This is a genomic window from Streptomyces sp. NPDC002044 (assembly GCF_040296725.1).
Lineage (GTDB): Bacteria > Actinomycetota > Actinomycetes > Streptomycetales > Streptomycetaceae > Streptomyces > Streptomyces antarcticus.
The window spans coordinates 1-20,713 of sequence record NZ_JBEOXU010000116.1; the positions used below are offsets into that span (position 1 = coordinate 1).

The 20,713-nt window shown below is 74.8% G+C and carries 21 protein-coding genes and 2 pseudogenes; 12 read left to right on the forward strand and 11 right to left on the reverse strand.

The window, feature by feature from the left end; genetic code table 11:
* Positions 1-318 (forward strand): annotated as a pseudogene (locus tag ABT106_RS24165) (hypothetical protein); the annotation flags it as partial.
* A gap of 60 nt (positions 319-378) precedes the next feature.
* Here the strand turns inward: ABT106_RS24165 and ABT106_RS24170 are convergent.
* Genes ABT106_RS24170 through ABT106_RS24180 form a run of 3 tightly spaced genes read right to left on the reverse strand, consistent with a single transcriptional unit; the run spans position 379 to position 3,019 of the window.
* The gene (locus ABT106_RS24170) at positions 379-1,404 is read right to left on the reverse strand and encodes an NAD(P)/FAD-dependent oxidoreductase (protein WP_351280913.1); all 1,026 of its coding nucleotides are present in this window, start codon (positions 1,402-1,404) and stop codon (positions 379-381) included.
* The gene (locus ABT106_RS24175; RefSeq protein WP_351280916.1) at positions 1,401-1,952 is read right to left on the reverse strand and encodes an isoprenylcysteine carboxyl methyltransferase family protein; all 552 of its coding nucleotides are present in this window, start codon (positions 1,950-1,952) and stop codon (positions 1,401-1,403) included. Before ABT106_RS24175 ends, ABT106_RS24170 begins: the two co-directional genes overlap by 4 nt.
* 5 nt (positions 1,953-1,957) lie before the next feature.
* On the reverse strand, positions 1,958-3,019 hold the full coding sequence (locus ABT106_RS24180; RefSeq protein ID WP_351280918.1) for a type III polyketide synthase: 1,062 nt from the start codon (positions 3,017-3,019) through the stop codon (positions 1,958-1,960).
* A gap of 76 nt (positions 3,020-3,095) precedes the next feature.
* Here ABT106_RS24180 and ABT106_RS24185 point away from each other — a divergent pair, with 76 nt between their 5' ends.
* The gene (locus ABT106_RS24185; protein WP_351280921.1) at positions 3,096-3,965 is read left to right on the forward strand and encodes a UbiA family prenyltransferase; all 870 of its coding nucleotides are present in this window, start codon (positions 3,096-3,098) and stop codon (positions 3,963-3,965) included.
* Between the two features lie 9 nt (positions 3,966-3,974).
* Here ABT106_RS24185 and ABT106_RS24190 read toward each other — a convergent pair whose 3' ends face one another.
* The gene (locus ABT106_RS24190) at positions 3,975-5,009 is read right to left on the reverse strand and encodes a PHP domain-containing protein (protein ID WP_351280923.1); all 1,035 of its coding nucleotides are present in this window, start codon (positions 5,007-5,009) and stop codon (positions 3,975-3,977) included.
* 162 nt (positions 5,010-5,171) lie between these two features.
* Here ABT106_RS24190 and ABT106_RS24195 point away from each other — a divergent pair, with 162 nt between their 5' ends.
* Positions 5,172-5,480 (forward strand): hypothetical protein, encoded by a 309-nt coding sequence (locus ABT106_RS24195; protein WP_351280926.1) that lies wholly within the window; start codon positions 5,172-5,174, stop codon positions 5,478-5,480.
* A gap of 33 nt (positions 5,481-5,513) precedes the next feature.
* Here ABT106_RS24195 and ABT106_RS24200 read toward each other — a convergent pair whose 3' ends face one another.
* Complete coding sequence (locus tag ABT106_RS24200; protein ID WP_351280928.1) at positions 5,514-5,990, reverse strand: MarR family winged helix-turn-helix transcriptional regulator; 477 nt, start codon at positions 5,988-5,990, stop codon at positions 5,514-5,516.
* Positions 5,991-6,120: 130 nt separating this feature from the next.
* Here ABT106_RS24200 and ABT106_RS24205 point away from each other — a divergent pair, with 130 nt between their 5' ends.
* Together ABT106_RS24205 and ABT106_RS24210 are read left to right on the forward strand one after the other, a co-directional pair.
* Positions 6,121-6,531, forward strand: a complete 411-nt coding sequence (locus tag ABT106_RS24205; RefSeq protein WP_267719430.1) for an organic hydroperoxide resistance protein — start codon at positions 6,121-6,123, stop codon at positions 6,529-6,531.
* 71 nt (positions 6,532-6,602) lie between these two features.
* Positions 6,603-8,357, forward strand: a complete 1,755-nt coding sequence (locus tag ABT106_RS24210) for an FAD-dependent monooxygenase (RefSeq protein ID WP_351280931.1) — start codon at positions 6,603-6,605, stop codon at positions 8,355-8,357.
* Here ABT106_RS24210 and ABT106_RS24215 read toward each other — a convergent pair.
* Positions 8,324-8,476 (reverse strand): hypothetical protein, encoded by a 153-nt coding sequence (locus ABT106_RS24215; RefSeq protein ID WP_351280934.1) that lies wholly within the window; start codon positions 8,474-8,476, stop codon positions 8,324-8,326. The two genes, ABT106_RS24210 and ABT106_RS24215, sit on opposite strands and share 34 nt — an antisense overlap.
* A gap of 225 nt (positions 8,477-8,701) precedes the next feature.
* Here ABT106_RS24215 and ABT106_RS24220 point away from each other — a divergent pair, with 225 nt between their 5' ends.
* The 3 genes from ABT106_RS24220 (at position 8,702) to ABT106_RS24230 (ending at position 11,299) form a co-directional block, all read left to right on the forward strand.
* On the forward strand, positions 8,702-9,979 hold the full coding sequence (locus ABT106_RS24220) for a VWA domain-containing protein (RefSeq protein ID WP_351280937.1): 1,278 nt from the start codon (positions 8,702-8,704) through the stop codon (positions 9,977-9,979).
* Positions 9,979-10,770, forward strand: a complete 792-nt coding sequence (locus ABT106_RS24225; RefSeq protein ID WP_351280940.1) for a hypothetical protein — start codon at positions 9,979-9,981, stop codon at positions 10,768-10,770. The genes ABT106_RS24220 and ABT106_RS24225 overlap by 1 nt, the downstream gene beginning before the upstream one ends.
* Before the next feature lie 157 nt (positions 10,771-10,927).
* Entirely contained in the window at positions 10,928-11,299 is a 372-nt protein-coding gene (locus tag ABT106_RS24230) for a low affinity iron permease family protein (RefSeq protein WP_351280943.1), read from the forward strand.
* Between the two features lie 244 nt (positions 11,300-11,543).
* On the opposite strand, the gene ABT106_RS24235 is transcribed toward ABT106_RS24230, so the two are convergent.
* Both ABT106_RS24235 and ABT106_RS24240 read right to left on the reverse strand, forming a co-directional pair.
* The gene (locus tag ABT106_RS24235) at positions 11,544-14,027 is read right to left on the reverse strand and encodes a serine hydrolase (RefSeq protein WP_351280945.1); all 2,484 of its coding nucleotides are present in this window, start codon (positions 14,025-14,027) and stop codon (positions 11,544-11,546) included.
* A 478-nt stretch (positions 14,028-14,505) separates the two neighbouring features.
* A pseudogene (locus tag ABT106_RS24240) lies at positions 14,506-14,979 on the reverse strand (glycosyl hydrolase family 28-related protein); the annotation flags it as partial.
* Positions 14,980-15,131: 152 nt separating this feature from the next.
* Here ABT106_RS24240 and ABT106_RS24245 point away from each other — a divergent pair.
* Entirely contained in the window at positions 15,132-15,437 is a 306-nt protein-coding gene (locus tag ABT106_RS24245) for a cupin domain-containing protein (protein WP_351280948.1), read from the forward strand.
* A 198-nt stretch (positions 15,438-15,635) separates the two neighbouring features.
* The gene (locus ABT106_RS24250; protein WP_351280951.1) at positions 15,636-16,352 is read left to right on the forward strand and encodes a lysophospholipid acyltransferase family protein; all 717 of its coding nucleotides are present in this window, start codon (positions 15,636-15,638) and stop codon (positions 16,350-16,352) included.
* On the opposite strand, the gene ABT106_RS24255 is transcribed toward ABT106_RS24250, so the two are convergent.
* From ABT106_RS24255 to ABT106_RS24265, 3 genes are all read right to left on the reverse strand, one after another.
* Positions 16,289-17,854 carry an oleate hydratase gene (locus ABT106_RS24255; RefSeq protein ID WP_351280954.1) on the reverse strand — a complete coding sequence of 522 codons (1,566 nt, stop codon included), beginning with the start codon at positions 17,852-17,854 and terminating at the stop codon, positions 16,289-16,291. The two genes, ABT106_RS24250 and ABT106_RS24255, sit on opposite strands and share 64 nt — an antisense overlap.
* A 103-nt stretch (positions 17,855-17,957) precedes the next feature.
* Entirely contained in the window at positions 17,958-18,716 is a 759-nt protein-coding gene (locus ABT106_RS24260; RefSeq protein ID WP_351280956.1) for a hypothetical protein, read from the reverse strand.
* A gap of 171 nt (positions 18,717-18,887) precedes the next feature.
* A complete protein-coding gene (locus ABT106_RS24265) occupies positions 18,888-19,319 on the reverse strand; it encodes a GNAT family N-acetyltransferase (protein ID WP_351280959.1) in 432 nt (143 codons plus the stop codon).
* Positions 19,320-19,498: 179 nt separating this feature from the next.
* Here ABT106_RS24265 and ABT106_RS24270 point away from each other — a divergent pair, with 179 nt between their 5' ends.
* Positions 19,499-19,699 (forward strand): hypothetical protein, encoded by a 201-nt coding sequence (locus ABT106_RS24270; RefSeq protein WP_351280962.1) that lies wholly within the window; start codon positions 19,499-19,501, stop codon positions 19,697-19,699.
* Positions 19,700-20,239: 540 nt separating this feature from the next.
* Positions 20,240-20,656 carry a YciI family protein gene (locus ABT106_RS24275; RefSeq protein ID WP_351280965.1) on the forward strand — a complete coding sequence of 139 codons (417 nt, stop codon included), beginning with the start codon at positions 20,240-20,242 and terminating at the stop codon, positions 20,654-20,656.
* Positions 20,657-20,713: the final 57 nt, after the last annotated feature.

The window sequence follows — 20,713 nt, forward strand, 5'->3', positions numbered from 1 at the left end:
GACGGTCGAGGCGTCGATCTGGCCCCATCCCGCAGAGGCCGGAACGAACTTGGTGCCCGCCGTGAGGGTCCGGACGAACGGTTCGACGAACGGGTGCTCGCGGCCCGGGACACCCCGCTGGTCTGGCGGGCGGGGGCGGTCACGGCCCTCGGCGTCGTCGCCCTGCACGTGTTCGGCGGCGCCGCGCACTACGACCCCCTGGCGGGGGCCGTGGGCGGCTCGCTGGCCTGGGCGGGCGTCATCGCGGTGTTCTGCGCCGCGGCCGGCGCGGTGCTGGCCGGGCTGGCCCTGAGGAACCGTCAGGAGCGCTCGGCCTAGCACCGGCCGGCACCCCCGGTACGGCACCGGCACCCCGCGCCCCGTGCGCGGGGTGCCGTGTCACGCCAGGAGGTTCACCGCCCCCGTGAACACCCGCGGGAGCCGCGCGGCCAGCGGCACGATCCGCCGGGCGACGGGGGGCCGGTGGCGGGCCCAGAGCAGGGAGGCGGTCAGCGTGCGGTAGCTCCGCGACAGCTCCCGCCAGGCCCGCTCGTACGCCTGCGGCCGCCCCTGGCGTACGCAGCGCACCAGTTCCCCGGCGGCGGTCACGGCCAGCGTGAGGCCCTCCCCGGTCAGCGCGTCGACGTACCCGGCCGCGTCGCCCACGAACAGCACCCGCCCGGCCACCCGTACGCGCGCGCCCTGGCGCAGCGGCCCGGCCCCGCGCACCGCCGTTCCGCCGGCCCCGGACAGCCGCCGCGCCAGCAGCGGGAACCGGGCGAGCTGCACGTCGAAGGGGGCGTGCTCCGAGGTCAGCAGGGCGACGCCGATCCGGTCGGGCGCCAGCGGGGTGACGTACGCCTCGCAGCGGTCCGCCCAGTGCACCTCGACGAGCCCGCTCCACGGTGCGACGTCGTAGTGCCGGCGCAGCCCGTAGCGGGCCGGGCGGCCGGGCACCGGCGGGGCCGCCAGGCCCAGTCCGCGCCGCACGGGGGAGTGCAGCCCGTCGGCCGCCACCAGGTAGCGCGCGGTGAGCCCCGCCGCGTGGACCCGGTCGCCCTCCTGGACCACCCCGTCCACGCGGCGCGGGACGACCCGGACCCCGAGGGCGGCGGCGCGTTCGGCCAGTGCGGGCTGGAGCGCGGTCCGGCGGGTGCCGAGGCCCGGGCCGCGGTGGAACAGCCCCTCGGCGTGCCGGCCGCTCACGCCGTCCACGTAGCGGATGCCGTGGAACGGCTGGCCGGACAGGGGCACCCCCAGCTCCCTCAGGCGCCGGACCGCGCCGGGCATCAGCCCCTCCCCGCACGCCTTGTCGATGGGGGTCGGCCGCGGCTCCGCGACGACGACCTCCAGGCCGGCGAGGGCGCCGTGGATGGCGGTGGCCAGCCCGGCCGGGCCGCCGCCCGCGATCAGCAGGTCGATCACCGTACGGTGCCCGACGCCGCCGGGGCCGCCGCCCGCGCCGGGGCCGCCCCGGTGAGGGCGTCGTCCTCGCAGCGGATCCTTACGCGCAGCAGGAGCGCGTTGAGCACGGTGAAGCCGAGCGCGGTCAGCCAGGCGCCGTGCACCAGCGGCAGCGCGAACCCCTCCACCACCACCGCGACGTAGTTCGGATGGCGCAGCCACCGGTACGGTCCGCCGGCGACCAGCGGCAGCCCGGGCACGACGAGGACCCGGGTGTTCCAGCGCGGTCCGAGGGTGCGGATGCACCACCAGCGCAGGCCCTGGGCGGCGAGGGCCAGGGCCAGGGCCGGCCAGCCGAGCGCGGGGACGAACGGCCGTCCGGACAGCAGCGGTTCCACCACGCAGCCCGCGAGCAGTGCGGTGTGCAGGGCGACCATCGCCGGGTAGTGGCCGCGGCCGTGCTCGACGCCGCCGCGCGCCAGGCTCCACGCGGTGTGCCGGCGCGCCGTGACGAGTTCGGCGAGCCGCTCGGCGCAGACGAGGCCGATGAGGATCAGGTACCAGGTCATCGGGGTCACCATCGCAAGAGGACGAGTTCGGAGGCGAAGCCCGGACCGAAGGCGAGCATCAGCCCGACCGATCCGGGCGGCGGCGGCCCGGCTTCCTGGACGGAGCCCAGGATGTGCAGGACCGAGGCGGAGGAGAGATTGCCGACCGCGGCCAGCGAGCGCCTGCTCGCGGCGAAGGCCGACTCGGGAAGCGCCAGGGCGTCCGCGAGGACGTCGAGCAGCCTGGGCCCGCCGGGATGGCAGATCCAGGCGTCCACGTCGGCGGGCTTGAGGTCGTGCGCCGCGAGGAAGGCCTCGACCTCCTCGGCGACGTGCAGCCGTACCAGATCGGGGAGTTCGCGCCCGAGGACCATCCGGAAACCCCAGTGGCCGATGTCCCAGCCGAGGAGGTGTCCGGTGCCGGGATAGAGGCGGCTGCGCGAGGCCACCACCGTGGGCCCGGCGGCCGTGGCGTACAGCGGATGGCCGCGGCCCACGGCGAGCAGGGCCCCCGCGCCGTCGCCGAAGAGGGCCCCGGCCACCAGCGCCGCCGTCGAGGTGTCGGTGGACTGGACGGTGAGCGAGCACAGTTCCGTGGACAGGAGCACGGCGGCGTGCTCCGGGTGTCCGGTGAGGTGGTCGTGGACGTGGCCGAGCCCGGCGGCGCCCGCCGCGCAGCCCAGCCCGAAGAGCGGCACCCGTTTCACGTCGGGGCGCAGCCCCGCCCGGCCGGCGAGCCGCGCCTCCAGGGACGGGGTGGCGAGCCCGGTGACGGTGGTCGACATGATCAGGTCGACCGCGTCGGCCGTCACGCCGGCCTCGGCCAGGGCGAGTTCGAGGGCCCGGGCGCCGAGATCGAGAGCCGCCTCGACGAACAGGGCGTTCGTGGTGCCGAAGTCGTTTCCGGGCCCGTACCGGTCCAGCGGGAGCGCGAGGTGGCGGGACTCCACCCGCGCCGAGGCGTGGACCCGGTGCAGCAGGGCGGTGTCGGAGCCGGGCGGCAGGAAGCGGGCGAGCGCTGCCGTGATCTCGGACTGAGGGTGGCGGTGGGGAGGGAACACGCTGCTCACTGCCAGGACACGTGTCATTGATTCACCATAGAAAAGAACTGACATTTCGTTATGAATGAGGCGGACCGGGCGCGGCGCCGTCTACCGTGGCGTCGTGCCCGCGCGCCTCGCATCCCCCCGCCCCGCCGCAGCGGCCCCGTCGGCCGCCGGACGCCTCCGTTCGGTTCTGGGCCTGTCGGCGGCCTGTCACCCGGTCCCGGCGGCGGCCGTCACCCTGCTCGCCGCCGCGCTGGCCGTGGCGGTGGGGCGCGGTCCGTCCGGAACGGCCCTGACGGTGGCCGCCGTGGCCGCCGGGCAGCTCTCCGTGGGCTGGTGCAACGACCGGGCGGACCTCCGGCGCGACCTCGCCGCGGGCCGCCGGGACAAACCCCTGGCCGCGGGCACGGTGTCCCCGGGGGCCGTGGCCGGCGCCGCGGCTGTGGCGCTGCTGTGCTGCGTGCCGCTGTCGCTGGCCGCCGGGCGGGCGGCCGGAGCCGTCCACCTGGTCGCGGTGGCCGCCGCCTGGGCGTACAACCTCCGGCTGAAGGCCACCGCCGTCTCCTGGCTCCCTTACGCGGTGGCCTTCGGCCTGCTGCCCGCCGTCGTCACGCTGGGCCTGCCCGGGGCGCCGTGGCCGCCGGTGTGGCTCACGGCCGGCGCCGCCCTGCTCGGCGCGGGCGCGCACTTCGCGAACGTGCTGCCCGACATCGACGACGACCTCGCCACCGGCATCACCGGCCTGCCGCAACGCCTCGGTGTGCGGCGGGCGGCCGTCGTCGCGGGGCTCCTCGTCCTCGCCTCCACGGCGGTGCTGGTGGCGGGTCCGCCGGGGCGGATCGCGGCGTACGGCTGGGGCCTGCTGGGCGGGGCGGCGGCGACGGCCCTGCTCGTCTGCCGCCGCCCCGCCGGCCGGCTCCCCTTCCTGGCCGTACTGGCCCTGGCCGGGGCGGACGCGGTGCTGCTGGTCGTGCGGATGCGGGGGTAGGGGGCTTCGTCAGGGGGCGCGCCGGGTGCGGGTCCAGGCCAGGAGGCCGTCCGCCTCCCAGGTGTTGACGACGCGGCCGGCGGGGACCCCGCACTCGGCGGCCCGTTCGCAGCCGAGGAGCTGCCAGTCCAGCTGGCCCGGGGCGTGCGCGTCGGTGTCGATCGCGAAGAAGGTCCCGGCCGCCACCGCGAGCCGCAGCAGCCGCCGCGGCGGGTCCAGCCGCTCGGGCCGGCTGTTGATCTCCACGGCGGTGCCCGCCTCGGCGCACGCCGCGAAGACCCGCTCCGCGTCGAACCGCGACTCGGGCCGGGTCCGCCCGGTGAGGAGCCGCCCGGTGCAGTGGCCCAGTACGTCCATCAGGGGGTTGCGCACGGCCGCCAGCAGACGCCGGGTCATCGCGGGCGACTCCATGCGCAGCTTGGAGTGCACCGAGCCGACGACCAGGTCCAGCCGCTCCAGCAGCTCCGGCTCCTGGTCCAGCGAACCGTCGTCGAGGATGTCGCACTCGATGCCCGTCAGGAGCCTGAACGGCGCCCATCGCCCGTTGAGCGCGGCCACCACGTCCAGTTGCTCGCGCAGCCGCTCGGGGGAGAGGCCCCGGGCGACGGTGAGCCGCGGCGAGTGGTCGGTGAGCACGGCGTACGCGTGGCCCAGCGAGGCCGCCGCCTGCCCCATCGCTTCGATCGGGCTGCCGCCGTCGGACCAGTCCGAGTGCATGTGGCAGTCCCCGCGCAGGGCCGCCCGCAGGGCGAGCGCCCCCGGCGTGGGCGGGGGGCCCTCGGGGAGGGCGGCGGCCTCGTCCTCCAGGGCCCGCAGGTAGCCCGGCACCGATCCGGCGAGTGCCTCCCGTACGACCTGGGCGGTCTTGGGGCCGATGCCCTTGACGGCCTCCAGGGAACCGGCCGCGGCCCGCTCGGCGGTCTCGGGCCCGCCCATGCGGACGAGGGTGGCCGCCGCCGTCCGGAACGCGCGCACCCGGTACGTGGGCGCCTGCGCGCGCTCCAGCAGGAAGGCGATCCGGTCAAGCGCCGCAACCGGGTCCATCGCGTACCTCCTGGCCCCAGTGTGGCAAGGCGCCGGGCAGCCCGCACGGGCGCGCCGCGCGGTGAACGCCCAGGTCCGGGGTATACGGGGAAGAGGCCCGGGCGCCCGCGACCAGGCGGGGGCGGGACGGCGGGGCGGCGACCCCCTGAACGAGGACGAGCCATGACCGAGGACGAGGCGACACAACCCCACGAGCCCTCCGGGGCGGAACGCGCCGCTCGCGACCGGGTGCGGCGCACGGCCACCGGGATGAAGCACCACGAGACGGCCGCCGCCCAGGAGGCCGCCGAGGAGGCGGCGGGCGACCTGGAGCGGGCCGACGAGGCGACGGCCGCGACGGTGGCGGAGTGGCGCCGGATCACCGGGCTGCTCGTCGACCACGGCGGCCCGTACGCGCCGCACACCGACGCCTTCGTGCAGGGCCAGATGACGGCCCGCGAGAACCGGGCGAACGCGGCCGACGAGGAGTGAGACCCCGGGTGGTGCCGGTCGGCGCGGAGCCGCTCAGGACTCCGGCGGGACGGCGGCGTCGAGGGCCGCGGTGAGGCGCCCGAGGCGGGCGTGGAGGTCGTGGATCTCGGCGAGGTCGAAGCCGGTCGCGGCCGCGATGCGCCGGGGCACCTCCACCGCGCGGTCGCGCAGGGCGGCGCCCTCCGCGGTGAGGCGCGCGTGCACCGACCGCTCGTCCTCGGTGCTGCGCTCGCGCGCCACCAGTCCGGCCGCCTCCAACCGCTTGAGCAGGGGCGACAGCGTCCCGGAGTCGAGCCGCAGGTGCCGGCCGATCTGCTTGACCGGCAGTTCGCCGTGCTCCCAGAGCACCAGCATCACCAGGTACTGGGGGTAGGTCAGGCCCAGGTCCTTCAGGACGACGCGGTAGAGGCCGCCGAAGGCCCGGGTCGCCGCGTTCAGGGCGAAGCAGATCTGGCCGTCCAGGCGCAGGAAGTCCTGGTCGGCGAGGGGTTCGGTCGGCGTCTCGGTCATGTCGGCCAGTGTACCCGGGGCAACGTGTGCGGCATTGAGTTGTGCGCAACTCAATTGCGTGCTCTACTGATGGAGCGCGGCCGGCCACCCCGGCCCCGCACCACGGTTCACCCCTGCGAGAGGAACTCCGATGGACGCCCTGTACACCGCTGTCGCCACCGCCAACGGCCGCGAAGGCCGCGCCGTCAGCTCCGACGGTCAGATCGACCTCGCGCTGGCCATGCCCCCGGCGCTCGGCGGAGACGGCCGCGGAACCAACCCCGAGCAGCTCTTCGCCGCCGGGTACGCCGCGTGCTTCGCCAGTGCCCTCGGCCTCGTCGGCCGTCAGGCCAAGGCCGACACCAGCGAGGTCTCCGTGACCGCCGAGGTGTCCATCGGCAAGGACGGCCCCGCGTTCGGCCTGGCCGTGGTCCTGCGCGTCGAGCTTCCCGAGTCCCTGGCCGGCGAGACCGGTGCGCTGCTGGTCAAGCAGGCGCACGAGGTCTGCCCGTACTCCCGCGCCACCCGCGGCAACATCGATGTGGAGCTCGTGATCGAGTAGCCGCTCCGCGAGCCCCCGGGTGACCATGGGAGGGCACCGACCCGTACGGGGCCGCTCCCAGGGAGGCGCCCATGGCGCGCACCTACACCACGGACGTGCTGGTCGCCGGCGCCGGCCCCGTCGGCCTCACCGCCGCCGGAGAACTGCGCCGGCACGGCGTCGGCTGCCGGATCGCCGACCGGCTGCCGGCCAGGCTGCCGTTCGCGAAGGCGGTGGGCATCCAGCCCCGGACCCTGGAGGTCTGGGACCGGATGGGCCTGGTGCGCGACGCCCTCGACGCGTCCGTCCCGATGCGCGGCCAGCTGGTGTACGACAACGGCGCCGGGCCGGCCCGCGTCGAACTCGTCATGCCCCCCGAAGTGCCGTACGGCTTCGCCGCGCTGCCGCAGTACGAGACCGAGCGGATCCTCGAAGCGTTCCTGGGCCGCTTCGGCACCAGGATCGAACGGTCCGTGGAGCTGGTCTCGTTCACCCAGGACACCGACGGGGTCACCAGCGTCCTGCGTGCCGCGGACGGCACGGAGGAAGTGGTCCGCTCCCGCTACCTGATCGGCTGCGACGGCGCGCACAGCATCGTCCGCAAGGGCCTCGGGCTCACCTTCGAGGGCGGTGCCTTCGCCGACGGGTACATGCTCGCCGACGTGGAGGTCGACTGGGACCTGCCCGCCGGATACGGCGTACGCGCCATGCACCGCGGCGCCGACGGCGCCGTCGACGACGTCCTCGTCGGCATCCCGCTGCCCGGCCGGGGCCGGTACCGCATGTCGATGCTGGTCCCGCCCGGGCTCTCGGACGCCGGGCGGGCACCCGGGGGCGACCAGACGTCCAGGACCGCCGGGGACGGGGTGACGCACGGCTTGGAGAGCGGCCGGGCCCCCGCGCTGCCCGACATCCAGGCGGTCCTGGACCGGCTTTCCCCGCAGCCGACGACCGCGAGGAACATGCGCTGGGCCTCGGTGTTCCGTATCAGCCACCGGATCGTGGACCGGTACGGTGACGGCCGTGTTTTCGTCGCCGGGGACGCCGCCCACATCCACCCCCCGACGGGCGCCCAGGGCATGAACACCGGCATCCAGGACGCCTTCAACCTCGCCTGGAAACTCGCCCTCGCCGTCGGCGGAGCCGCCCGTCCGGGCCTGCTCGCCAGCTACGACGCCGAGCGGCGGCCCGTCGGCGAGGAAGTCGTCGGCCGTACCGTCCGGCACGCGGCGGAGGGGGTGCAGGCCGACCCGGAGGACCCCGGCACCCTGCTGCTGCGCGAGGCCCAACTGCTCGTCACCTACCGGGGCAGCCCGCTCGTGGACCCGCCGGGCACCGGGGTCGCCGGAGCCGAGGGAGCCGAGGGAGACGCCGGATCCGAGGGAGACGCCGGGGCCGACGGGGCCGGCCCGCGCCCCGGCGACCGGGCCCCGGACTGCGGGGGCCTCACCGGGCCGATCGCCGCCTACCCGCAGCGCCTGTACGACCTGCTGCGCGAGCGCGGCCACGTACTTCTGCTGTTCGGCACCGGAGGCCCGGACGCCGCCGCGGACTTCGACGCGCTCGTCACGACGGCACGCGCCCGCACCGGGGACCGGATCGAGGTCTGTGCGGTCCTCGCCCCCGGCACCCCGGCCGACGGCACGGTCCTGCCCGTCCACCACGACACGGCGGGGGAGTTCGCCCGCCTCTACGGGGTGGACCGCCCCACCGCCTTCGTGGTCCGCCCCGACGGCTACCTCGGCGCCCGGCTCTGCCCGCCCGACCCGCACCGGCTGGCCGCCCACCTCGAAGCCGTCTTCGCCCCGGACGCTCAGGGACCGCCGTCCCACTCCGCGTCGACATAGCCCGGCGTCCGGTTCACCCCGATGGCGCGCACGTTCGCCGGGTGGTGGACGGTGCGGACGCGGTCGGCCCCGCACGGCCCGGCGAAGCCGACGCCGTGCACCTCCATGGCGACGGACACGCCCCCGCCCCGGTAGGCGGCGCGCTTGAAACCTGCGCTCGCCCGGCCGGCCTTCCGTCGCCGGTGCGGCGCGGGCCGTCGCCCTCCCCGCGCCCGCGCCCTCCCCGCGCCCGCGCCCTCCCCGCGCCCGCGCCCGCCCCGCGCCCGCTGTACCCCCGCCGGGCCCGAAAGGCCGGGCCGGGCACCCGTTTTGGATTGCCGGACGATCCTCAATACGATCCGGCGATGATCACATCGAAACGGCTTGCGGCCGGGGCGTGCGGCCTGCTCGCCGCCCTCGTCGTCGGGCTCTTCCCGGCGAGTGCCACCGCCGCCGACGGACCCGCGGCCAAGGAACCCCCCAAGGTCGATCTCGTCCTGGACGTCAGCGGTTCCATGCGGGCCACCGACATCGACGGCCAGTCCCGGATGGCCGCGGCGAAGCAGGCATTCAACGAGGTCATCGACGCGGTGCCCGACGAGGTGCGGCTCGGCATACGCACCCTGGGCGCCACCTACCCCGGCGACGACAAGGCGCAGGGCTGCAAGGACACCAAGCAGCTCTACCCGGTCGGGCCGCTGAACCGCACCGAGGCCAAGACCGCCGTGGCGACCCTGGCCCCCACCGGCTGGACCCCGATCGGCCCGGCCCTCCTCGCCGCCGCCCAGGACCTCGACGGCGGCGACGCCACCAAGCGGATCGTCCTCATCACGGACGGCGAGGACACCTGCGCCCCGCTCGACCCGTGCGAGGTCGCCCGCGACATCGCCGCCAAGGGCATCCACCTGGTCATCGACACCCTCGGTCTGGTCCCGGACGCCAAGACCCGCGCCCAGCTGACCTGCATCGCCGAGGCCACCGGCGGCACCTACACCTCCGTGCAGCACACCGCGGAACTCTCCGGCCGCGTCAAACAGCTCGTCGACCGGGCCGCCGACCCGGTCGTCAACCCGGTCGCCACCGAGGGCGCGAAGCAGTGCGAGGGCGCCCCGCAGCTGAAGCCCGGCCTGTACAGCGACCGCGAGTCCTTCGGCGAGCACCGCTGGTACCGCGTGGACGTCCTGCCCGGCCAGGAACTGCGCGCCTCCGTCAGCATCGCCGCCGACCGTGCCGTCCATCGGGACTACGGAGTCCTGCTGCGCGCCAGCACCGTCCACGGCCGCGAGATCGTCCGCGGCTCCGAGGCGGGCGACGGGCGCACCGATGTCCTGTCCACCGGACTGCGCTACCCCAAGGCCGAGGCCGACGGCGCGGACGACGACGCCGAACGGGCCGCGGAGACCGTCTGCGTCCAGGTCAGCAACTCCTTCTCCGCTCCCGCGTCCGTCAAGACCGCCCCGGGCATGCCCGTGGAACTGACCATCGAGGTGGTGGACGGTCCCGACGAGGCTTCCGACGCCGCGTCCTTCGGCCTCGGCCGCGGCTGGTGGCTGCTGGCCGTCCTGGTCGTCTTCGGCCTGCTGGCCGGTCTGGTCTGGGGATGGATCTCCCGCTGGCGCGTCTCCGTCTGGAGGACCAACTGATGCGTACCGTACGCACCCTGACCGCCGCCCTGCTGGCCACGACCGCCGCCCTCGCGGTGGCGGGAACGGCCTCCGCGGACACCCCGTCGGCCCATCCGAGCCCGAGCGCCTCCGGTGACGCCGGACCCGCCCCGACCGAGGCCGGGACCGGTTTCCGCACCGCGGCGGCGTTCCGCCCGGGCCAGCAGGCCACGGCGGCCGCCTCCACCGGCGACTACCTCTACTGGGTGCTCCCGATCGACGCCCGGCAGCGCGTCACCGTCAAGGCGAAGGTGACGCTCCCCGAGGCATCGGCCCGGCACGGCGCCTCCACCTGGCGGCTCGACGTGTACGACGGCCTGCGCCGCCGCCAGGCCTGCACCTACGGCACGCAGACCGTCGCTGCGGCCGCGAACGCCGCCTCCGCGGACCTGTCCTGCACCCTGCGCACGGTCCGTGCCAACGCCGAGCCGTGGGCCAACGACCCGCTGCCCGGCAGCTACTACGTACGCCTGACGGTCATCGACGTCCCCGCGGAGGACCTCGGTCTGCCGGTGCGCGCGGCCGTCGAAGCCGAGGTGAAGGAGACGGGCGGCGCCCACGCGGTGGACGGGGCCCTGGCCGCCCCGCTGGTGCCCGCCACCGTGACCTCCGCGCTGCGCGAGCCGGAGGACGGCTGGGCGGGCGGCTGGTGGTCCGACCGCTGGATCTGGACCGCCGCCGGCGGCGTGCTCGGGGCGGCCGCGGGTCTCTTCGGCTACTCACTGACGCGCGGCTCCGGCCGCCCGCAGCGGGTCCCACCGGGCGCCTGAACCCCCGGACGGCCGCGGTCCAGGGGGCTCTCCCCGGACCGCGACCCCCGGAGCGGAGCCGCCTGCACGGCCCGTACGAGTCCGTTTGCCCCAGCCGTGCAGGTGGTGACCTCTCGCCCGGGGTGTGCCGGGGGTCCTCCCGGGGCAGGCGCGCACCATGAGCATCGAACACCCATCGGAGAAGAACCCCCACGGCAAGATCGGCCGATTCGAGAAATTCGCCGAGCTCGCCTCGAACTTCACCAGCTCCGCGGGTTTCTCCGTGCTCTGCGTGCTGCTCGTGGCGGCCTTCCTCGTCGCCCACGTACTGCACCTGTCCATGAGCTGGCAGCACCTGACGGGTGACGCAATGGGCGCGGTGGCCCTCCTGCTGCTGGCCCTGCTGAAGAACTCCGAGAGACGCGCGGAACACGCCATCCAGCGCAAGCTCGACGCCATCGCGGCCGCCCTGCTGGAGCAGCAGGAGGGCAAGTGGGGCCAGGCGCACCACGACCTGAAGAAGGCCATCCGGCTGGAGGAGCAGGAATAGGAGCAGGAGCAGGAGCAGGAGCAGGAGTTCCCGCAGGCCCGCGCCCGCCCCGGCCCGACCGTGTACGGGTCAGCGGCGACCCGGGGGCGGGGGCCTTGCGGGGTCTGACGCGGCGGAGGAATCGGACCTCGTGACCCTCAGGGGGCACAGCACCTGCGGGTGCCGACGCCGACACAAGAGGCCGGCTCCCTCCACGGAGGGAACCGGCCTTCCTCGCTTCACAGGCCCCGCCCGGGCCACGGGCTCAGCCCAGGCGGGTGAGCCGGGTACCGAACGAAGGCTCCGCCAGAGCGCCCTGCACCGCCACCGGGACGCTCTTGGCGCCGGCGCCTTCGCCCACGGTCAGCACGCCGATCTCGGCCCCGGGCTTCGCCGAGTGCGGCAGCGGACCGGCGCCGGCCACGGAACCGACGGAGATCCGCAACGGCTGGCCCGGGACGCCGACCACGTTCACGTCCTTGGTGGCGACGAGGGGGGTGCGGCCCCCGAGCCCGTCGTCCACGTACCCGACCTTCTGCCCCTTGCGGATGACCGGCGCCGAGGCCAGTGCCGACCGTACGGCCTCAATGATCTTCTTGCTGTTGGCCTTCACCAGGATCAGGCTGTTCGCGGCGTCCGGGTCCGGCCCGCTCTCCACGCGCTGGTCCATCAGCGTGCCCAGGATCAGCGGCGTCTCGTCCCCGACCGACTTGTACGCCGCCCACATCAGGGTGCCGCCGGCGGGCGTGCTCGAACCGGTCTTGATGCCACGGATGCTCAGGCCGGGTGCGGTGAGCAGGTCGTTGTTGTTGTAGATCGGCCCCGGCAGCCCCTTGATCTGGGCGTCGGGCAGCGCGACCACCGAGCGGAACGCCTCGTCCTTCATGACCGCCTCGGCCAGCTTCAGCTGATCCGTGGCCGTGCTGACGGTGCCCGCGTCCAGGCCGCTGGGGTCGGTGTACGTGGTGTCGTCCATGCCCAGCTCCTTGGCGGCGGCGTTCATCTTCTCGACGAACGCGGCCTCGGAGTCGGTGCCGGTGTCCCACCGGGCCAGCAGCCGGGCCACGTTGTTCCCCGACGGGATCATGAGCATCTTGAGCATGTCCTGCTGGGTGAACTTCGTACCGGCGACGAGGCCCGTGATCCGGGACTCGCTCTCGGAGGTGCCGTCCGCCACGGCCTTCGCGTCGACCACGATGTCGGGGCCGGCCTCGCCCTTGCGCAGCGGGCGGCTCTTGAGGATGACGTACGCCGTCATCACCTTGGCGACGCTGGCGGTCGGGACCGGCTTCTGCTCGCCGAAGGTGCCGATGTCGCCGGAGCCGGACACGCGGACGGCACCCTGGCCCTTGGCCGGCCAGGGGATCGTGAACCGGCCGTCGATGGTGTGGAGGGACTCCGTACCGACGATCTTCGGGTCGGGCAGGGGGCGCAGCAGCTGGGCGCCCGCGACGGCTCCGGCCAGGACGAGCAGGATCGGCGTCCAGATCTTGACGCGGCGCAGTGCCGTCCGGCGGGGGGTCTCGGGCGGCGGAGCGGTGTTGGTCAGTTCGGCCAGCAGGTCGAGCGGTGCCCCACCCGGCGGCCGGGTGACCACGGGCCACGGTGAGGGGGCCGGGCCGGAGGCGGGCGTGGGTGAGGGCAGGAGGGGGAGTGCGGTCGTGGGCTGCGGCGCGGGCGGGGGGATGTCGAGGGGCTTGAGCGCGACGAACTGACTCGTCCGCTCGGCCTCGGAATCGGGCGCTGACGTGGGCCTGGGCTTGGGAGCGGGTACGTGACCGGGCTTGGGCACGGGCACGGGCACGGGTACGGGTATGGGTATGGGCTCGGGATCGGGCCTGGACTCCGACTCCGGCTCCGGGCCGTCACCGGATACGGCGTCGGGCTTCGGCTCCGCGCCGGGTTCGGCGCTCCGCGCCCATGACGGCCGCCGGCTCGGCGCCGCGTCGGCCGGCGCCGGCTTCGCCCCGCCGGTCCGGGTGGCCTTCGCGTCCACGGCCGGCGAACCGGTGCGGTCCGGGGCGTCCTCGGCGACGGGTTCGTCCTCAGCGGGCGCGTCTGTGTCCGTGCCGGTCCCGGGCTCGGGAGCGGCGTCGGCCCCGGCGTCGGCTTCGGAGCGGGCATCGGCGTCGGCCGTTGGGGCCGTGTCGTGCTCGGCATCGGATTCCGCCTCGGTGCCGGGCTCGGCCATCGTGCTCGCCGCAGCCTTGGTGTCCGCCTCGGCCTTGCCGTCCGCTGCGCCCGAGGGGGCGGTGTCCGGCACGGCCGGGTCGTCGTCCGCGGTCTCGGTCGAGGTACCGGACGCGCGCTCGGAGTCCGCCTCCTCGGTGTCCGGCCCGTCAGGGGCCGTGGCCGTGACCCCGGAACCCGGGCTCGACCCGGCCTCCGTGCCGGGGCGGGCTTCGGCCCCGTCCCCTGCGTCGGCCCCGGCGGCGGCCTCGTCGTCCGGCTCGGGCTCAGCCGCCGTACCGGCCTCGCTTCCGGCCTCGCTCCCGGCCTCGGCGCGGTCGTCGTCCCCGCTTTCCTCGGACGGGTCCTCCCCGCGTGCGGGGCCCGGGGTCCCGTCCGCGTTCTCCGGCACGTCACCGCCCGTCGCCCCCGCGTCGGCGTCCGTCGCCGCTGCCGTGTCCCCGTCCGGCAGATCCGCCGTGGACGGGGTGCTCGACTCCTCCGGGGGCTGCGGCCCTTCCTCAGGCACTTCGACCTTCGGATTCTCCGAGGAACCGCCCGCCACCGTTACCGCCTTCATTTAGCCCCGCCTTGCCGTTCGCACCCGGCAGCCCGCCGGTCTCCGCTGATGTCGTCACGCGGCGACACCCGCGCGCGGGCGCCGCCTCCTCCCTAGAGGGCGGTCGCGCCCTCCGCGTTCCCGTTGCCGCATCCTGTGACCGTTCGGTCATACTTCACCCCGCCGACCAGCGGAAAGCGGCCCGCTCCCGGACCTCACCGGTGGCGGACGCACGGCGGGGCGTACACCTCCAGTTCGGACAACTGGCCCGCCGGCCAGCCGGTGTTCGCGGTGAAGGCCAGGCGTACGTAGCGCACCCCCACCGCCGACAGCGGGACGGTGACCGCCGCCTCGTGCGACCGGACCGGACCGGACCGGACCGGACCGGTCCGGTGTAGCCGCCGTGCTTGCCGTAGAAACCGGCGGCGCGGTTGCGGTTCACGGGGTCGCGACCGCCGAAGACCGTGTACCAGGGGCCCGCGCCCTGGACGGTGACCCCGTCCACCACGACGTGGTCGTAGAGGGTGTAATCGCCCGGTGGCACGTAGACCGCCTTGCCCTGGGCCGGTCCGGCGTTGACCGCGGCCTGCATCCGTGCGGTCGAATCCGTGGCGCCGGTGGGGTCGGCGCCGAAGTCCGCGACGGAGTCGAGGGCTCCGGCCGGCCTGGCCGCGGCCGCGCCGGCCAGCTCGAAGTCCGCGAGGCCGACCGTGAAAATCGGCGACTTCACGGTCGATGTCACCGCACCCGCATTCTGGTCCCGGCCGGGAGTACCGGTCGGGGCCGATGAGCGTGCCGGTCGTACCGGCGTACTCGGCCTCCAGCGTGGTGAACGGGATCTCCGCCCCGCGCCCGGGTATGCCGATCGGCGACGGGGCGGGCACCCCGGCGGCGTGGGCGGCAGGGGCGCTGCCGAAGGTCGCCTGTGACTCAGCCAGCAGGAAGTCCATGATAAGACGCAAGAAGGCGGCATTGCTGCGCAATATCTCTGTATCGCGGTGGTGGCTGGGTCGCCGCTCCGTCGAGACCGGCGGCCGGTCCCCGGCCCCGCGGTTCCTGCCGGGCATGATGGGCCGCCGGACCGGAGCGCGGCCGGAACCCGCGCACACGACACGAGGAGCGGCCATGACGACCGAGACGACGGCCCGGGCGACGGTGCAGTACGAGGACGCCAGGACCCGGGTCACCCGCTGGGACTTCGAGCCTGCCGAGACCACGGGCCACCACGTGCACGCGTACGACTACGTGGTGGTTCCGGTCGGGGACGGCCGCATCACCGTGATCACCCCCGACGGCTCGCGGACCGATTCGGTGCTGCGCACGGGGGAGACGTACGCCCGCCAGGCCGGCGGCGCGCACGAAGTGGTCAACTCCGGCACCGGGCGGCTGGCCTTCGTCGAGATCGAGTTCAAGCAGCCGCCGACCCCCTGACCGCCGACCCCTGACCGCAGCCGAACCGACCGCAGCCCAGCCGACCGCCGCCCCCGCCCCGGGGTGGGCGTACTCCCACGCCCGTGCCGATGGCCCCCACACCGGTTGAGTACGCCTACTCATGTGACCGCCGCCCCACCGCCCGATCATGGAGAGGACCAGCTCAGCGAGCCACAGCACCACCGAACGGGGCCGTCCATGCTCAGCCGAATCGCCGCCGCCGCCGTCCCCGCCTTCGGCCGGCTGACCGTCACCGCCGACCCCGACGGGGTCCCCGCGGGCGGCGGCATCTTCGTCGCCAACCACACCTCGCTCGCCGACCCCGCCGTCGTCGTCGCCGCGCTGCGCCGGCACGGGATCGAGCCCGTGGTCCTGGCCACGGCGGGCCTGTGGCGGGTGCCCGTGCTCGGGTCCGCGCTCCGGCGCGAGGGCCACATCGCCGTCCACCGGGGAACCGCGCGCGCCGCCGAGTCCCTGGAGGCGGCGGCCGCCGCCCTCGCCTCCGGCCGCAGGGTGCTGCTCTACGGGGAGGGCCGGCTGCCGGCGCGGCGGGACGCGGGGGAGTCGGCCCCGGGCCCCTTCCGCAGCGGCCTGGCCCGCCTCGCCGCCGCGACCGGCGCCCCCGTCGTCCCGGTGGGCCAGGCGGGAGTCCGCCGCCTGTGCTCCGGCGGACGCGCGAAGCAGCTCGCCGGTACCGTCACCGCCCCCGTCCGGCGCCCCGGCCTGCACGTCCACATCGGGGCCCCGCTCCGGCTCCCCGCCGGGGTCGCGGAGGCGACCGACCGCGCCCGCGAGGCTGTCACCGATGCCTGGCGTACCGCGGTGCTCGCCCTCGGCAAACCCCTCCCCGGTCAGCGCCGGTGCAGTGTCCGCAACGCCTCGACCAGTACCCCGGGGTCGTGCTGCCCCTTGTAGACGGGCGGCGGCTGCCGGTCGAGTCCGAGCAGGGTGGCCACCGCGGTCCAGGCGGTGCGTACGGAGTACTCGACGGTGAAGACCACGTCGTCCGGGACCTCCGCGTACTGCCCGATGAAGGCCAGGTTCGTCGATCCCCGGGGAACCACCTGCGGCCGGTCGCCCGCGGAGCGCACCAGGAACTGGCTGGTGATGTAGGGCATCAGCGCCGGGATGACGACGGACCCGTCGAGGATCCGCTGCCGCTGCTCGAACCGCAGGTGACGGAGCACCTCGTCGAGGATCTCCCGTCCCGTGCACTGGGTCATCGGCTTCTCGACGAAGTCGCCGTCCCGGTCGGGGAACAGCGCGTACCCCCACCACACGAAGGTGTCCTCGGGCTGGTCGCGGAAGTGCGGCTGGTGGTTGAGGACGATGGTCAGCAGCCAGCCCGAGTCCTTGAAGGTGATCAGGCCGCCCTTTCCGGCCTCGCTGCCGCTGAACTCCTGCATCAGCTTGAAGAACGTCGGGTCCTTCGTGGTGACCGTGAACGACTCCCACGTCGACTCCCGGACGTGAGAGTGGAAGACCTCGGGCCGGCCCAGCTCCGGCCGGCCGGCGGCGAGGGCCTCCCACAGCGCCCACGACCCGGCGGCGCCCGAGGTGTCCAGGACGGGGGCGGAGTCGGTCGTCCCCAGCGTGGAGCCGGCGGTCATCGACCCGTTGGTGACCATCACGAGGTCGTCCGGCCCGACCGGGGTCTCACCGCCGTGCCCGTCGCGCTCCCACACCACGGCCTCGACGGTCAGCCCGTCACCCGCCGACAGCCGCAGGTCCGTGACGCGGGTGCCGAGCTGGACCGTCACCCCCTGGTCCGTCAGCCACTTCAGCAGCGGGCGCACGATCGAGTCGTACTGGTTGAAGCGGGTGCGGTAGATCCCCGACATGGTGTCGAAGGTCTTGAAGAGGTGGATGAACCGATTGAGGTAGCGCCGGAACTCGATCGCGCTGTGCCACGGTTCGAAGGCGAAGGTCGTGCACCACATCCACCAGAAGTTGGTGGTGAAGAACCCCTCGCCGAAGCAGTCGGTGATGCGCTTCCCGTCGAGCTGGTGCTCGGGAGTGGCGACGCAGCGGACCAGTTCGAGGCGGTCCCGCTCGGAGAAGGTCATCGAGTGGGCGTCGACCACCCTGCCCTCGCCGTCGACGAGGCGTGCGTGGTCGTTCCAGGCGAAGTCCTCGTGGAAGGCGAACGTGTCCCCGGTGACCGACTTGGAGGGGTCGTCGAGGGACGGGACGGACCCCAGCAGGTCGTACGTGCAGTCGAAGTGGATCTCGAACATGCGGCCGCCGCGCATGGTGTAACCCGCCTCCGCGGAGCCCGCCGCGTCCAGGCTCCCGCCCTCCCGGTCCTGTTCCTCCAGGATGACGATGTCCCGGCCGGCGAAGCCTCCGTCGCGGATCAGGAACGCCGCCGCGGACAGTGAGGCGATCCCGCTTCCCACCAAATGGGCCTTGGCCATCCTCGTACCTCTCTCGACCGCCAGGGGAGTCCTGGACGGCCTCGACAGTACCGATTGCTCCCATTCTGCCCTGATCTGGCGCGCGCTCCGGCCCGGACCTCCCTCATCGGGTCGCGTGGACGAGGTTCACGTGGCCGGCCGCCTCGCGGTCCGCGTCCGTGTCGATGAAGGAGACGACCACGGGGGTGCTGCCGGCCGGGCCCGCGGCGTTCGCCCGCAGCCGGTAGTGCGCGACACGGACCTCCCCGAGGGCTAGCGCGGAGCCGCCCGTGAACAGCGACGGCGGCATGCGGTCGTTGGCGACGCGCAGGGCGGCCGGGCGCCAGGCGCCGGAGGCCGGGTCGCGCCGTTCCAGAGCGAAGCCCGGCCCGGCGCCCGGTCCGCCGCCGGACCCGTCGACGAGCGTCTCCATCTGGAACGCGACCAGGAGGTGCCGGTACGCGGCCGTGTCGCCGTTCCGCAGCGTGACCGTGAACTCCTGCGCCGGGCCCCCGCGTACGAGGGAGAGCCGGCCACCCCGGGTCTCCACCGCCACCGTCAGGCGGGTCGGCGCCGGAGCGGGAGTCGTGGCCCGTGGCGCGGCCGCGGCGGGAGGCGCGGCGCTGGCGGAGGGCGAAGGAGCCGGAGGGACGGCCGCGCTGGCCGAGGCGCCGCTCGGCGGGGACGCCCCGGGGGCCGGGGCCGACGCGCTCGCGGCAGCCGGTGCGGAGGACGCGGCGGCCGGCTCAGGCGGGGCGGCCGGCTCGGAGGCCGCCGCCTTCGCCGTACGGTCCTTCTCCCCGCACCCGGCGGCGCCCACCAGCAGGACGGCGGCGACGGCCGCGGTGGACAGGAGGCGGCAGGATCTGGAGCGTGCGGACATGGCAGCGGTTCCCCCCGGATCGGCTGAGTCAGGAGCAGGAACCTAACAAGCGCGGCGTCCGCCGACGAGCCCGCGCGGGCCTCGGCCCGACGACGGTTCGGTCACGGCGGCCGGGCACGTCGAGTCCGGATCACGGCAAGGCCAACTCCCGCAAAGTGGCCCGCGTCGGTGTCAGACGAGCCGCTTCTCGAAGTTGAAGGCGGTCACGGCCAGCCGCTCCCGGAAGTAGAACCGGTGCGCATCGGTCCGCTGGGTGCCGGAGTCGAGGGTGAGTGCCGTGCACCCGGCGGTCCGGGCGTGCTCCTCCAGGTGGGTGAGGAGCGCGTGGCCCACGCCGGTGGAGCGCGCCGTGGCCCGGGTGACCAGGTCGTCGACGTAGAGCTTGCGGCCCTGGAAGGTGTTGGCGACGACGCGCCAGCCGGCCGCGCCCACGCACTGGCCGTCGGTGTCGTACGCGCCCGAGAAGCGCAGGCCCTGGCTGTGCCCCTCCGCGAGGATCGAGCGGAACAGGTCCTCCGTCAGGTGGGTGCGCAGTTCCAGCAGGACGGGGAGGAGGTCCTCGGTCAGCCGGGGATCGCCCGGCTCGAAGTCGATGATCTTCATGGGGTCAGCGTAGTGCGCGTCGCCGTGCCGGGAGCGGGCCGGTGCCCTGGCCGCGGTGGTACGGCCAATCGGCTTGGTGTTGGCGGGGCCGCGCCGTGTGGCGGGACAGCCGGGCGCGTCCTCTCTAGGTTCTGGGGTGCGATTCATCCCCTTCTGTCTCCCTTGTGAAAGGTGGAATCATGCGTTCTGCGCGCACCCTGTTCTCCGTCCTCGCCGCCGGTGCCATCGTGTTCGGCGGTGCGTCCGCGGCTGCCGCCGACGTCACGGTCAACGTCGCCCCGCAGAACTCCTACACGATCGTCTTCGGCGACTGGCTCCAGTTCGCCGCGGACGACGTGTTCAACGCGGGCCACGACAACACGGTCGGCTCCGACAACTGACCCGCCCGCTGTAACGCCTCCCGGCCGTTCGCGCGCTGCCACAGTCGCGGACCGGCCGGGACCGGCCGGCGCCAAGGGCTCCTCGCGGGTTCCGGGGGTTCCGCGGCCCTCAGGGTCCCCGCGCTCACCGGGCGGGGACGAGGCCCGCACCGTCAGTCCGTCCTCCGGGTTCGCTGCCGCCGAGACGGAGCCCCGCGCGACCTGCCGGACCAGGGCGGCCAGGTTCACCGGCCCGGCGTCGAAGTCGGAGTGCTCGGCGCCCGCGAGGTCCACCAGCGCCTTGACCACCGCGATGTTGCGCTCGTTCGACTCCCGCAGCATCGGCGCCGGCTCGGCCGGCTCCTCCCCGCCGCCGCCCGGTCCGGCGACCTGGAGGATCACCCGGGTGGTGGCCGGCGGGGTCAGCAGCTCTGGCACCGGCCGGCGCAACCGTCGCGCGCCGCCGCGGTCGACGTGTCGCAAGGGGAGGAACGGCTCCGACGTCCCCTGCGAAGGCCCCCGCCCGCGTCGGGGCCCGTGAACACGAAGGAGCGGCACCCCATGAAGTACATGCTGATGGTCCTCGGGAAGCAGGCCGACTACGAGGCCATGGCCGGCCGGGCGAGCGAGGGCAGTCCGGCCTGGTCCGAAGCCGACCTGAAGGCGATGTTCGACCACATGGGCTCCCTGAACGACGACCTCGCCGAAGCGGGCGAGTGGGTCGACGGGCAGGGACTCGCCGAACCCCGCCAGGCCCGCCTGGTCACCGCCGGAGCCGACGGCGCCCCCGTGGTGAGCGACGGACCGTACGGGGAGACGAAGGAGGTACTGGCCGGGTACTGGATCATCGACGTCCCGGACTTCGCCCGGGCCGCCGAGATCGCCGCCCGCGCCCACGCCTGCCCCGTTCCCGAAGGCGCCCCGAATCCCCCCGTCGTCGTCCACCCCGTGGGCGGCGCCTCGGGGACCGAGATGTGACCGAGGCACCCGGCCCCGGGCGCGCCCCGGGACGCGCCCCCCCCCCCCCCCCCCCCC

Excerpts from the sequence above, each read along its gene's own strand:
- ABT106_RS24270 (WP_351280962.1), top strand. The coding sequence starts at position 19,499 with ATGCGTTCTGCGCGCACCCTGTTCTCCGTCCTCGCCGCCGGTGCCATC.
- ABT106_RS24225 (WP_351280940.1), top strand. The coding sequence starts at position 9,979 with ATGCGTACCGTACGCACCCTGACCGCCGCCCTGCTGGCCACGACCGCC.
- ABT106_RS24200 (WP_351280928.1), bottom strand. The coding sequence starts at position 5,990 with ATGACCGAGACGCCGACCGAACCCCTCGCCGACCAGGACTTCCTGCGC.
- ABT106_RS24260 (WP_351280956.1), bottom strand. The coding sequence starts at position 18,716 with ATGTCCGCACGCTCCAGATCCTGCCGCCTCCTGTCCACCGCGGCCGTC.
- ABT106_RS24210 (WP_351280931.1), top strand. The coding sequence starts at position 6,603 with ATGGCGCGCACCTACACCACGGACGTGCTGGTCGCCGGCGCCGGCCCC.
- ABT106_RS24265 (WP_351280959.1), bottom strand. The coding sequence starts at position 19,319 with ATGAAGATCATCGACTTCGAGCCGGGCGATCCCCGGCTGACCGAGGAC.
- ABT106_RS24245 (WP_351280948.1), top strand. The coding sequence starts at position 15,132 with ATGACGACCGAGACGACGGCCCGGGCGACGGTGCAGTACGAGGACGCC.
- ABT106_RS24220 (WP_351280937.1), top strand. The coding sequence starts at position 8,702 with ATGATCACATCGAAACGGCTTGCGGCCGGGGCGTGCGGCCTGCTCGCC.
- ABT106_RS24255 (WP_351280954.1), bottom strand. The coding sequence starts at position 17,854 with ATGGCCAAGGCCCATTTGGTGGGAAGCGGGATCGCCTCACTGTCCGCG.
- ABT106_RS24205 (WP_267719430.1), top strand. The coding sequence starts at position 6,121 with ATGGACGCCCTGTACACCGCTGTCGCCACCGCCAACGGCCGCGAAGGC.
- ABT106_RS24275 (WP_351280965.1), top strand. The coding sequence starts at position 20,240 with ATGAAGTACATGCTGATGGTCCTCGGGAAGCAGGCCGACTACGAGGCC.
- ABT106_RS24250 (WP_351280951.1), top strand. The coding sequence starts at position 15,636 with ATGCTCAGCCGAATCGCCGCCGCCGCCGTCCCCGCCTTCGGCCGGCTG.
- ABT106_RS24180 (WP_351280918.1), bottom strand. The coding sequence starts at position 3,019 with ATGACACGTGTCCTGGCAGTGAGCAGCGTGTTCCCTCCCCACCGCCAC.
- ABT106_RS24195 (WP_351280926.1), top strand. The coding sequence starts at position 5,172 with ATGACCGAGGACGAGGCGACACAACCCCACGAGCCCTCCGGGGCGGAA.
- ABT106_RS24235 (WP_351280945.1), bottom strand. The coding sequence starts at position 14,027 with ATGAAGGCGGTAACGGTGGCGGGCGGTTCCTCGGAGAATCCGAAGGTC.
- ABT106_RS24190 (WP_351280923.1), bottom strand. The coding sequence starts at position 5,009 with ATGGACCCGGTTGCGGCGCTTGACCGGATCGCCTTCCTGCTGGAGCGC.
- ABT106_RS24230 (WP_351280943.1), top strand. The coding sequence starts at position 10,928 with ATGAGCATCGAACACCCATCGGAGAAGAACCCCCACGGCAAGATCGGC.
- ABT106_RS24175 (WP_351280916.1), bottom strand. The coding sequence starts at position 1,952 with ATGACCTGGTACCTGATCCTCATCGGCCTCGTCTGCGCCGAGCGGCTC.